The organism is Niveispirillum sp. FG148 (assembly GCF_057809655.1).
The window spans coordinates 1-12288 of the sequence record NZ_JBMDKJ010000012.1 but is presented as its reverse complement, the minus strand read 5'-3'; the positions used below and the strand labels follow the sequence as shown (position 1 = coordinate 12288).

10 protein-coding genes are annotated in these 12288 nt (G+C 65.9%); 8 read left to right on the top strand and 2 right to left on the bottom strand.

Features of this window, described 5'->3' with window-relative positions; translation table 11 throughout:
• Positions 1-218: 218 nt before the first annotated feature.
• The 4 genes from ACODTW_RS14095 to ACODTW_RS14080 all read left to right on the top strand — a co-directional run bounded on the left by ACODTW_RS14095 (position 219) and on the right by ACODTW_RS14080 (position 5954).
• Positions 219-1550 carry a putative bifunctional diguanylate cyclase/phosphodiesterase gene (locus ACODTW_RS14095; RefSeq protein ID WP_488946655.1) on the top strand — a complete coding sequence of 444 codons (1332 nt, stop codon included), beginning with the start codon at positions 219-221 and terminating at the stop codon, positions 1548-1550.
• A gap of 69 nt (positions 1551-1619) precedes the next feature.
• Positions 1620-3743, top strand: a complete 2124-nt coding sequence (locus tag ACODTW_RS14090; RefSeq protein WP_488946654.1) for a serine/threonine-protein kinase — start codon at positions 1620-1622, stop codon at positions 3741-3743.
• Positions 3740-4243 carry a hypothetical protein gene (locus ACODTW_RS14085; RefSeq protein WP_488946653.1) on the top strand — a complete coding sequence of 168 codons (504 nt, stop codon included), beginning with the start codon at positions 3740-3742 and terminating at the stop codon, positions 4241-4243. Before ACODTW_RS14090 ends, ACODTW_RS14085 begins: the two co-directional genes overlap by 4 nt.
• A gap of 88 nt (positions 4244-4331) precedes the next feature.
• The gene (locus ACODTW_RS14080) at positions 4332-5954 is read left to right on the top strand and encodes an ABC transporter substrate-binding protein (RefSeq protein ID WP_488946652.1); all 1623 of its coding nucleotides are present in this window, start codon (positions 4332-4334) and stop codon (positions 5952-5954) included.
• A gap of 78 nt (positions 5955-6032) precedes the next feature.
• On the opposite strand, the gene sppA is transcribed toward ACODTW_RS14080, so the two are convergent.
• On the bottom strand, positions 6033-7841 hold the full coding sequence (sppA, locus tag ACODTW_RS14075; protein WP_488946651.1) for a signal peptide peptidase SppA: 1809 nt from the start codon (positions 7839-7841) through the stop codon (positions 6033-6035).
• 213 nt (positions 7842-8054) lie between these two features.
• Between sppA and pabB the strand changes: the two genes are divergently transcribed.
• The 3 genes from pabB (at position 8055) to ACODTW_RS14060 (ending at position 11290) form a co-directional block, all read left to right on the top strand.
• Complete coding sequence (gene pabB / locus ACODTW_RS14070) at positions 8055-9485, top strand: aminodeoxychorismate synthase component I (RefSeq protein WP_488946650.1); 1431 nt, start codon at positions 8055-8057, stop codon at positions 9483-9485.
• The gene (locus ACODTW_RS14065) at positions 9482-10228 is read left to right on the top strand and encodes an aminotransferase class IV (protein WP_488946649.1); all 747 of its coding nucleotides are present in this window, start codon (positions 9482-9484) and stop codon (positions 10226-10228) included. Before pabB ends, ACODTW_RS14065 begins: the two co-directional genes overlap by 4 nt.
• A 150-nt stretch (positions 10229-10378) precedes the next feature.
• A complete protein-coding gene (locus tag ACODTW_RS14060; protein ID WP_488946648.1) occupies positions 10379-11290 on the top strand; it encodes an alpha/beta fold hydrolase in 912 nt (303 codons plus the stop codon).
• A 24-nt stretch (positions 11291-11314) separates the two neighbouring features.
• Here ACODTW_RS14060 and ACODTW_RS14055 read toward each other — a convergent pair whose 3' ends face one another.
• Positions 11315-11653: a DUF1905 domain-containing protein gene (locus ACODTW_RS14055; protein WP_488946647.1), complete on the bottom strand. Its 339-nt coding sequence runs from the start codon at positions 11651-11653 to the stop codon at positions 11315-11317.
• A 177-nt stretch (positions 11654-11830) separates the two neighbouring features.
• On the opposite strand from ACODTW_RS14055, the gene ACODTW_RS14050 reads away from it, so the two are divergent.
• Positions 11831-12288, top strand: a 458-nt coding sequence (locus tag ACODTW_RS14050) for a hypothetical protein (protein ID WP_488946646.1), incomplete at its 3' end; no start/stop codon positions are given.

Genomic DNA, 12288 nt, shown 5'->3' with positions numbered 1-12288 from the left:
TCGGCGCATCCACACCTAAAACTTACCTTCGTTTCGAGAATTGCACGAGATTCTCCAAAGGTTAATTTTAATTTTTTGTCACGACAATAATATTAATTATTGATTAACCATTAAATTGAATCGATTGCATCTCCCTGAATCACCATCACAGCCTTTCGTATAACTAGTAATTACATAAATTCTTGTCAAAATCCGCCTCATATGAGATCGGGTGAACCATGTCGGCCATCGACAGCTATGACGCCATCAAGCACGCGCTGTCCAGCGTGGCTACCGACGCGCCGACATTGCTGCGGGACCCGATGACCGGGCTGTACAACAAGAACGGCTTTATCAAGGAAGGCAACCGGCTGCTGCCGCTGATGGTGGCGGCGGGCGATCGCCCGCATGTGGTGTTCATCGAAATCAGGAATTACGAAGGGCTGGTGTCACGCCTGGACTTCGAATCCGCCCTGGAACTGCTGAACGCCATCCGTCGCCGCCTGGAACTGGCCTTCGGCAGCGATGCGTTACTGGCTCGCTTCGACAGCGAACGTTTCGCCGCTCTGCTGCCACAGGGGGAAAGTGACCTCTCGACCCTGCTGCGGGTGCTGGAGGCGCCCCTCGTCCTCGCCCGGACTTCCTTCCACCTGTCCATCACCTGCGGCGTCGCCGCCTATCCGGACGCCGCCGAGAACATGGACATGCTGGTGATGGCCGCACGCATCGCCCGCAGCGATGCCGTTGCCGGCAACCGCACGGTCGGGCTGTTCGCCGCGGACCTGCGTAATCGTCTGGCCCGCAGCCGCGCCATTGAGGATGGGTTGTGGACCAGCCGGGGCGGCGGTGGCCTGTCCCTGCTCTACCAGCCGAAGATCGACATCCAGACGGGCCTTGTCATGGGGGTGGAGGCGCTGATGCGCTGGAACCACCCGGAACTGGGCAAGGTGGGGCCGTCAGAGTTCATCCCGGTGGCCGAACAGACCCGTGCCATCGTGCCCATCGGCGAATGGCTGATCCGGGAGTCCCTGCGCCAGCAGGCCGCATGGCGCGAGAAGGGGCAGGACATCGCCATGTCCATCAACATTTCCCCCGTGCAGCTGCACGCGGATCCCTGCACCACGCCGGTCCTGGACATCCTGACCGATGAATGCCAGCGCCTGCGGCTGGACCGCGCGCGGGTGGAACTGGAGATCACTGAGGGGCTGCTGACCGATGCCGCCGCCATGGCCGAGGTCCGGCGCATCCGCCAGGAGGGCTTCGGCATCGCGATCGATGATTTCGGCCGCGACCATTCGGGCCTGTCCATGCTGGTCGACTGTCCGGTCACGACCCTTAAGATCGACAAGAGCTTCGTCGACAATATTCTGCGCAATGAACGGCAAGCGTCCATCATCCGCTTCATCACCGAACTGGCCCACCATCTGGGCATGCGGACCGTGGTGGAAGGGATCGAGCATCTGCGTCAGCTGGTGGCGGTGGCGGCCGCGGGCTGCGATTATGGCCAGGGCTTCTTTTATTACCGCCCCCTGTGCGCTGCGCGGATCCTGGATTTGCGCCATCGCGAGTGATCGACCCGAACATTCGGGTAATGGACATGCCTCTTTTGGCTGGCATTGTGCAAACGCGAGCGGTTTGCGATGATCGCCGCGCGGTTCCCCACACCGCCCCCGCAGACGGAGTTCGATACCCCCATGGCCAGCAGCGCCGCCACAGATGAACAGCCGACCGGCCCCGTCCGGTCCGGTCTGGCGGAGGTTCTGTCCGGGGCGCCCGTCGACCTGGGTGGGCGCTGCGAGATCATGCCCGGGACACCCCTGCCAGCATTGGATTCGCCCGGTGGCGCGGCATTCGCCGCCCGCCTGACGCGCGACCGGCGGACAGAGGCGTTCGCCATCGTCACCGACCAGCCGGTGCCCGCCCGCATCGATGTGATGGGCACGTTCCGGACGGTGGAGAACCCCAATGTCATGCGCCTGCTGGACTGGGGTACTGTCGATTGGACAGCCGAGGGGCGCAAGCGCTTCGTCCTGATCTACGAGCGCCCCGGTGGACGCCGGGCCATGCAGGACCTGAGCGAGAACCGCGACCCGGTGAGCGACGACCTGATCGTCCGCACCATCATGCCCAGCCTGCTGTTCGCGCTGCGGGAGATGAATGCGCGCGGCTTCACCTGCGGCGGCATCCGGCCGACCAACCTGTTCTACAAGGACCCGGCCACACCCAATCTGATCATCGGCGACTGTCTTTCCGCGCCCATGGGATTTGGCCAACCCATCCTGGTGGAAACGATCGAGCGCGGCATGGCCCAGCCGTCCGGTCGCGGCCCCGGCACCATTGGCGACGATCTCTACGCCCTGGGGGTGTCGCTGCTGGTCATGCATCTGGGCCGCAACCCGCTGGTTGATCTGGATGATGATGCGATCTTGAAGCTGAAGATGGACCGGGGCACCTATCCGGCCCTGACCAGCCAGATTCGCTTGCCGCAAAGCCTGACAGAGCCGCTGCGCGGCCTGATGACGGATGATCCACGCCAGCGCTGGTCGCTGTCGGACCTGGATCTGTGGCTGCAAGGCAGGCGCCTGTCACCCAAACAGCCCCAGATACCGCGCCGTGGCGCGCGCCCGTTCGAGTTCCAGGGTGAGGAACTGATGCATTGCCGGGCGCTGTCTCGCGCCCTGTCGCGGAACAGTGCCGCCGCTGCCAGCGTCATCGAGCGCGGGGATGTGGAAAAATGGGTGCGCCGTTCCGTCGGCGACGAGGCGCGGGCCGAGGCCATGCAGGCCGCCATCACCTCTGCCGCGGCGGGCGGTCGCGGTGCCAGCCAGGAAGACAAGGTGGTCACACGCGTATCCATCGCGTTGGACCCGCCTGCGCCCATCCGCTATCGCGGCCTTTCCGTCCTGCCCGACGGTCTGGGACCGGCGCTGGCCGAGGCCATGTGGCAGAACCGGTCGCCGCAGCCATTCGCCGAATTCATCCTGGCGCAGTTCCCCCATTTCTGGGTGAACTGTCAGCATGAATTCCGTCCCGAATATGTACCCATGGTCCAGGCGTATGACGGGTACCGGGCCCTGCTGGAACATGTCGGCATGGGTTTCGGTATCGAACGCATCGTCTATGAGATGGCGCCGGCCTGCCCCTGCCTGTCACCGCAGCTGCGCGACTATTATGTGCTGACCATGGCCGAGCTGCTGATGGCCCTGGATCATCTGGCGACCCGGCCCACGCGGGGGCGCGACCCGATGGACCGCCATGTGGCCGCCTTCATCACCACCCATCACAAGAAGCTGAACGACCGGCTGCTGGTGCCGCTGTCCAACCCGCACGACCCGGCCCGGCGCATGATCGCCCTGATCACCGTGCTGGCCGATGTGCAGAATCGCTTCGGTCCCGCCCGCGTGCCCAACCTGTGCGGCTGGCTGGTCGCCCTGATGGAACCCGTGTTCAAGCGGTTCAAGAACCGTGAGACGCGGGAACGCATCAAGGCGGAGGTGACCCAGGTCGCCAAGGATGGCGTGCTGGACGGGCTGGTGCGCATCGTTGACAATATCGACGCCGTCCGCGCCGATGACAAAGGGTTCCTGGCCGCCATGCGCCAGTATGAGAGCCTGACGCGGCAGATCGAGCGCCTGCGTCAGGCCAGCGGCGACAAGGTCGGCATGGCCGACGGCACAGGCCGGCAGGTCGCCGCAATCATCACCTCCATCATCGCCGGGCTGACCATGGTCGGCACGGTCATCTACATGTTGAGGATGGCATGAGCGCACGCGGACGGCAGCGGAACAGCGGTGGCGGTGGAGCCATCATGCTGCTGGTGCTGCTGGCGCCGGCCGGGCTGATGATGATGCCGACCAGTGTACTGGTCCTGGCCGGGCTGGCGCCCACCTTTGTTGCTTATCTGATCGACCGCGACCCGGAGAAGTCGGCCGCCATCACCGTGGGGGCCATGAACCTGTGCGGTGTCGCCCCCTTCGTGGTCCGGCTGTGGCAGCGGGGGCACGAAATGGCGGTGACGCTGCGCATGCTGGCCGACCCCGGCTCCTGGCTGATCATGTTCGGCGCGGCGGCCATCGGCTGGCTGATGTATTTTTTCATCCCGCAGATCGTCGCGGCCTTCATCACCCTGCGCAACCAGAGCCGGATCCGGGAGCTGGAGGAGCGGCGCAGCCTGCTGGTGGCCGACTGGGGCGCCGAGGTGATGGGCAAGCCCGACCCCGACAAGGCCGAGCCGGCGGGCCTGCTGGATCCGGAGGGGACATAACCTTTTGCGCCAAGTTGGGGCGGAGGCGTTACGTCTTTCCTGTTATATCCTGAACGGAAATCTCCGCGGGGCATTGATGCGTACAGGGATGCGTGTTCCGGCGTGTACCGGTTGCTTGGTCACGGCCTGCCGGCTGCTGGCCTTGTTCCTGCTGACCCTGTCATTCCCCGCCCTGGCGCAGGGGGCCGATTCCGGCCATCTGACCCCTGTCAGGCTTCAGCTGAAATGGACCCATCAGTTCCAGGGCGCCGGCTTCTATATGGCGCTGGAGCGCGGCTATTACCGCGAAGCCGGCCTGGATGTGCAGATCATCGAGGGCGGGCCGACGGTTGATGCCGTTGCACGCGTGACCGCGGGCCAAGCGGATTTCGGCATTGGCAGCGCCGGTCTGCTGGTCGAACGGGCGCGGGGAAAGCCCGTTGTGGCCATCGCGGCCCTGTTGCAGCATTCGCCCTTCGTGCTGTTGACCCGCCGTGATACGGGACCGTCGCATGTGCATGACCTGCCCGGCCACCGGCTGATGCTGGAAACCCATGCCGACGAGCTGCTGGCTTATCTCGCGGTGGAACATGTGCCGGTCTCGGCCTTGACCATCCTGCCCCATGACGGGTCGGTGGAGCCGCTGGCCCGGGGCGAAGTCGATGCCATGACCGCCTATACCACCAGCGAACCCTACGACCTGCGGGTCGTCGGCATTCCCTATCAGGTGATTTCGCCGCGGTCAGCCGGCATCGATTTCTATGGTGATACGATCTTCACCAGCGAACGGCTGGTGCATGAGGCACCGGCCGTGGTCGCCGCCTTCCGCGCGGCCAGCCTGCGTGGCTGGCGGGCGGCACTGGCCGACCCGGGCGTTGCCATCAACCTGATCCTCGACCGGTACGCGCCCCATCTGGAACGCTCCCGTCTGGCGTTTGAGGCGGAGGAGATGTCCCGGCTGATGATCCCCGACATGGTCGAGATCGGATATATGCATGCAGGCCGGTGGCGCCATATTGCCGAGGGCTTCGCGGCGGCCGGCCTGATGCCGCGTGATTTCGACCTGTCGGACTTCCTCTACAATCCCGAGCAGCGCCCAGATCTGACCTGGTTCTATGCCATCGTGGCCGGGTTGCTGGTCCTGATAATGGCAGTGGCCCTGGTTCTGGCCCGCTTTCGCCGACTGAACCAGCGTTTGCGGGCCGAGGTGGCCGAGCGGGCGCGCCTGGAAACGCATTTCCGCGAGTTGGCCAGTATCGACCCCCTGACCGGCCTGCTGAACCGCCGTGCCTTCATGGATCTGGCGGAGGCGGAACGGCACCGATCGGGCATGACAGGCGCATCCCTGTCGCTGCTGATGATGGATATCGACCATTTCAAGGCCATCAACGACCAGTTCGGCCATGCGGCGGGCGACAGCAGCCTGACCTTGTTCTGCAACGCCTGCCATGGCGTGCTGCGCAACCAGGATGCCATGGGCCGTGTAGGCGGGGAGGAGTTTGCCGTGCTGCTGCCCGACACCGATGCGGGTGGGGCCGCCCTGGCGGCGGAGCGGCTGCGCAGCGCCGTGGAGGGCAGCGGCAATGATGCCATCAATGGCCGCCACCTGACCGTCAGCATCGGCGCCGCCGCCCTGCGGTCCGGGGAAAGCCTGGACCAGTTGCTGGTCCGCGCCGACCGCGCGCTCTATGCCGCGAAACTGGAAGGCCGCAACCGCGTTGTGCTGGCCTGAAGCCTGCGTGGAATGAAAGAAAACAGGCCCCGGATCGCTGCCGGGGCCTGAACAGATCGTCTCCAGCACTGTCCCTGATCAGAACCCGTGCGCCACCACCGGCGGCATGGCGGCGGACATTTCCTGGTTGGCATGCAGATAGGGCGCCAGGGTGGTCATGGCGGGCTTCAGCGGGGCCAGCGTCCGGGCCGTGACACGCGCGGCCATGGCATCGGTCAGCGACACGCGGGTATCCCCCGACAGCAGGTTCATCAGCACCTCGAACTGCGACCGCTTGTGCGGCAGGCGGATGGCCGTCACAGGCGCATCTTCGGCCAGCTTCAGCAGCGACCGCACTTCGCCCATGGCGGTCACATAGCCGCCCAGCTTGTCCACCAGCCCCAGTTCCAGGGCCTGGCGGCCCGTATAGACGCGGCCCTTGGCGATCTGCTTCACCTTGTCCAGCGGCAGGTTGCGCCCCGCGGCCACACCCTGGGTGAAGGTGGCGTAGGTTGAGTCCAGGAAGGCGTTCAGACGTTCTTCCTGCTCCGGCGTAAAGGGCGTGTTGGGCGACCACATGCCCGCATTGGCACCACGGCCGATGGCCTCGAAATTCACGCCCACCATGTCGGTCAGGCCGCGCGTCACCATCTTGCCGGCGATGACGCCGATGGAGCCGGTGATCGTGGCCGGCTGGGCCACGATGCGGTCCGCGCCCATCGACACCCAATAGCCGCCGGACGCCGCAACGGCGCCCATGGAGATAACCACGGGCTTGCCGGCCGCCTTGGCCTTCAGCACCTTGCGGCGCACCACCTCCGATGCCACGGCGCTGCCGCCGGGGCTGTTCACGCGGAACAGGATGGCCTTGACCTTGTCATTCTCGATCGCCTCGTCAAAGGCGGCGGCGATGGTGGCGGCACCGAACACCTCGTCCCCGGAGAAGGGGTCGGACTGGCTGTCACCGCGCATGATGGCGCCTTCGCCGACGATGATGGCCACCATGGGCGCGTCAGCCAGATTCATGTCGATGCCGGGCGGCGGCGAGCGCATGTAATCATGCAGGTCGACCAGTTCCGGCTTGCCCGTGGCGCCGGCGGTCTTGGCCTTGTCCAGCGCCCAATCCACCGCCTCGTCCCAATAGGCCAGCTTGTCGATCAGCTTGGCTTCCACCGCGTCCTTGTCCAGCAGCGGGGCCTTGTCCACGGCGGCGCGCACGGCCGCCTCGTTGACACCGCGGGCCTGGGCCACATCGGTGACCCACTGGTTGAACAGGTCGCCGACCAGGGCATCCATCGCCTCCCGGTTGGCCGGGGAGGGTTCGGTTTCCGTATATTGTTCCGCGAAGGACTTGTATTCCTCGCGCTTGCGGAACTGCGGCTCCACCTTCAGCTTGTCCAGCGTGCCGCGCAGGAAGGCCATTTCGGCGCGCAGGCCCGTGACGGCCAGATCGCCCATGGGCTGCAGCCACACCTGTTCGAAGGCGGTCGACAGGTAATAGGGCTGCATGGCATTGCCGCCCTCACCGAAGCTTTCGGCATGGGCGATGGCAAAGCGGCCGGATTTGCGCAGCTTGGCGATGCTGTCGCGCAGTTCCTGCGTCACGGCGAAGGAATAGCGGGCGTCACCGGTGCGGGCGATGATGCCCTTCACGCGGTCATCCTTGGTGGCGCGCGCCAGGGTGCGCACCACATCCTCCACCGTCGTCTTCTTTTCCCCCAGCAGGCCGGAGATGGGGTCGTTGGCCGGGGCCTCCGACAGGGGCTGATCCAGGTCCAGTTCCAGCACGATGCTGTCCGGCAGCTTCGGCGCCCGGTTGGCGAAATGAATGCCCAGGCCGATGAAACCGGCGACGATAAGCACCGACAGGAAGCCGATGATGGCGAAAACCCGCAGGATGATGCGCATGACCCAATCCGAATTGAACTCAAGGATGCCAGACTAACCGCTTGATCCCCGTTCGGCCAGCCGCGAAACAACCCCGTTACGATAGAGGCGGGGGGAATCGCAGCCGCCACGGGTGAGGTCGGGCCGCCATGATATGGTGTCGACCCGCCCTGAAGTCAGGGCCCCCTACGCTGCCCATTGTTGAAGCGGGCCGCCGCGGCTAACGTGTCGCGCATGAGCCTGCCCGACCTGCCCCATATTCTGCCTTTGTCCCTGCCCGACCTGCTGGCGGCCTTTGCCGTGCTGGCGGGGCAGAAGGGTTCCGTGCTGCTGGATGGCGGTGCGGCCGATGGCGGCCGCGCGCGCTACAGCATCCTGGCCGCCGATCCCTTTGCCTGGATTGAGGTGCCGGGGGCGGGCCCCGACCCGTTCACCGCCCTGGAAAACGCCCTGGCCCCGTTCAAGCGCCCTTCCCTGTCCGGCCTGCCCGCCTTCACGGGCGGGGCCATCGGCTTCATCGGGTATGAGGCGGGGCGGTATCTGGAGCGGCTGCCCGTCCCGCGCGCCACAGGCCTGGACCTGCCCGACATGGCCTTCGGGCTTTATGACACGGTGGCCGTGCTGGACCATGAAACGGGGGAAGGCTGGGTGATATCGGGGGCGGAGCGGGAGGCGGATGAAGCCGCGCGGCCGGCGCTGGCCCGGCGTCTGGCCGGGGCCTTGCGCGACCGGCTGCGGGCTGCCCCGGCGCTGGCCCGCGATCATGGTGACGGGCTGCTGCGCCGGCCCGGCTGGGAAGCCGAACTGGCGCCCGCGGACTACCGGGCCAAGGTGGCGCGCATCCTGGATTACATCCGGGCGGGCGACATCTATCAGGCCAACATGACCCAGCGGTTCCTGGGCCGGCTGCGACCGGGTGTGACCGCCTGGGATGCCTATCGCCGCCTGCGCCCGCGCACGGCCGCCCCCTTTTCCGCCTTCCTGAACCTGGGTGACGGGCGGGCCATCGCGTCGGGATCGCCGGAACGGTTCCTGTCCCTGACCGCCGATGGCGCCATCGAGACCCGGCCCATCAAGGGTACCCGGCCCCGCCATGCCGATGCCGTCCGCGACGCCGAACTGGCCGCCGAACTGCTGGCGTCGGAGAAGGACCGGGCGGAAAACCTGATGATCGTCGACCTGCTGCGCAACGACCTGTCGCGCGTGGCCCGCATCGGCAGCGTCAGAGTGCCCAGCCTGTGGGGGCTGGAAAGCTATCGCACGGTCCATCACCTGACCTCGGTGGTCACGGCGCAGTTGAAGCCGGGCCTGGGGCCCGTCGACCTGCTGCGCGCCAGCTTTCCCGGTGGGTCGATCACGGGCGCGCCCAAGATCCGGGCCATGGAGATCATTCATGAGCTGGAACCGGCGCGGCGCGGTGCCTATTGCGGGTCGGTGATGTGGATCGGCTGGGACGGGGCCATGGACAGTTCCATTGTCATCCGCACGGCCGCCATCGCCGGCGACCGGGTGCAGGTGCAGGCCGGCGGCGGCATCGTCGCCGACAGCGACCCGGAAGCCGAATATCAGGAAAGCCTGACCAAGGCGAAGGCCATCCTGACCGCCTTCGACCCGGCCATGGCCTGGCCCCCCGCCATCGGATTGACAGAGGAGCAGGCGGCATGAGCGTGATCTGGCTGAACGGGGATTTCGTGGCCGCCGACAAGCCGGCCCTGCTGGCCCATGACCGGGGCCTGACCCTGGGCGATGGGTTGTTCGAGACCATCGCCGTCAAGGCTGGCGTGCCCCTGCGCCTGGATGCGCATCTGAAGCGCCTGCGCGACGGGGCGGACTTCCTGGGGATTCCCCTGCCCCACGGCGACATGGTCCTGCACGATGCCATCGCCGGCCTGGTCGGGGCCAATGGGTTGCATGAGGCGGCGGTGCGCCTGACCCTGACGGCCGGTCCCGCCCCGCGCGGCCTGCCCCGGCCAGATCATCCGACCCCGACCCTGATGCTGGCGGCCGGCCCCTTCCCGACGGAGGCGCCGCCCGCCCGCCTGATCATCGCCCGCACCACCTGCCGCAACGAGAAATCACCCCTGTCGCGGCTGAAGACCCTGAACTACCTGGACAGCATCATCGCAAGGCGGGAGGCGACGGCGCGCGGGGCGGACGATGCCATCCTGCTGAATACCCAAGGCCGCGTGGCCGAAGCCACGGCCGCCAACCTGTTCCTGTCGCTGGACGGCCATTGGGTCACCCCGCCCGTCTCCGAAGGCGCCCTGCCCGGCACCATGCGCGCAGCCCTGCTGAAGAACTGGCGTGCCCTGGAACGGCCAGTGACGGTCGCCGACCTGCACCGCGCCGACGATGCCGTGCTGACCACGGCGCTGGGCATGCGTAAGGTGTTGAAAGTACTGGACTGAATCCTTACTTGGGTGGGCCATTCGCGGGGAAGGCTATCCGCGTGTGGGCGCACGCTATCCGCACAGCGGTGACCGTGTGGGGTGGGGCGGACCAGGGCGGTACGGGTGGGTCATGGTTGCCCCATCCCACCCTGGATGGAGAGACGCAACATGACCGCCGATGCCGTTGACCGCCGCCGCCTGCTGACCGGGATGGCCGTTGCCGGATTGGCCGCGACGGGTCAACCCGCCATGGCTGCGGAGGCAGGGTCGGCAGCGGCCGGCGCCGGGATGCAGCAGGGCATGGCGCCCTGTCGTTTCGGGGTGATCCATTACCAGTTCGTGAAGCCGGCGGTGAAGACGGCGCGGCTGCCGGTGCTGTGCCTGCATGCCTCGCCGGGGTCGGGCGTGGGGTTCAGCCGATTCCTACCCCTGCTGGGCACGGACCGGATGGTGATCGCCGCCGACAATCCCGGCTTCGGCCTGTCTGACCGCCCGCCCCAGCCGTCCACCATCGCGGATTTCGCCGGGGCCATGGTCGACCTGCTGGATGCGCTGGGGCTGAAACAGGTGGATCTGGTCGGCAGCCATACGGGATCGGCCACGGCGGTGGAACTGACGCGGCAGCGGCCGGGGGCGGTGCGGCGCCTTGTGCTGCATTCCGCTCCGCTGTTCACGCCCCAGGAAATCGCCGATTACAAGGCCCGTCTGGCCGACAGCCACCCCGCCAGCCTGGATGCCGCCGCCGCCAAGCTGCCCGAACTGTGGGCGAAGTTCGGGCGTATGCGCCAGGAACTGGGCGATGATCTGGCCTGGAAGCTGTTCTGGGAAATGAACCGCGACCCGCTGCATCGCGGCTGGGGCCATGACGCCGCCTTCGCCTATGATTTTGCCGGCGGGTTGCGGCAGGTGAAACAGCCGGTCCTGATCCTGAACCCGCAGGAAAGCATGTCGCCCGTCACGGCACGGGCCCGCGGCATGGCCCCCAACGTCCAGGTCACGGACCTGCCCTGGACCGGCGGCCTGTTCAGCGGCCATGCCGAAGACGTCACCCCCCTGGTCCGCGCCCATCTGGATGCGTGAGGGGGAGGGGCCACGACGTTCCTGTCAGGCAAACCAACCCTGGGCACCGCCCTTCGCCACCACCCGGATTTCCACCGTCACCTCGTCGCCCAGACCGATCGCCGCCGCTTTCCTTGCGGCGACCTTCAGCGGCAACAGATAGCCGCCATCCTTGGGGAACAGGGAGGTAGTGAAGGCGACACCGTTGACCGCTGCCTGCACCGGTACAACGCCCCAGCCATAGGAGGCCAGCCGCGCCGCATGCCGCACCTCCTCCACGCGGTCCGGCGGCAGTACGACGAACAGGAACGGCGCCGGCCCCCGCCATTCAATGACGGTACCAATGAAGGTGAAGTGGGCGAGCGGGGGGCTGTCGGTGGGCATGGAGGGAGTTCCATTTTGGGTGCTGGAGATAGATGTGGCGGCTTTGCGACCCACAGTGAACCTTCATTCCGAAACTCAGGAGAAATAGTAGGCAGTGCCGAGAATCTTGAGGAAATGATTTGCACTGCCCCGTATTAAGGGAATAATACGCCTTCCCAACTGGTGGAATTGCGATCCATGACATTGGGCGCCAAACGACCGACGCAGCGCCTCCCAGTTCTCGAGGAGTTGGGGGGCCAGCAGATAAATGCTGGCGATTTCTTCGGCACGACCAGTGACCACGGCGCTCAGGTCTGGCATTTCGACGGCTCGAAAGCTGTGCGTGTCGACTTATCTAATCCAGATTCTCGATCGATGATTGTTCTGAATTCTAACGAGAGCTTACATGAAGCACTTCAGCGAATACCAATGTTCGCCAAAACACCTTTCACCATGCATAAAATGGAGTTACCGCCGGGCGCATACTATCCGCGCATATCACGTCCCCATGATCAGCATCCGTTAGAATCTTTAGGCATTCAGCCAGAATGCAAAGATTCATCAGGATCACGTCCCCGTGCGTGGTGTAGGAGCGGCGTTGTCATCGCGCTCTCCGGCTTATCTGGCCGGTTGTGTCATGCGGCCACGGCAGGCAG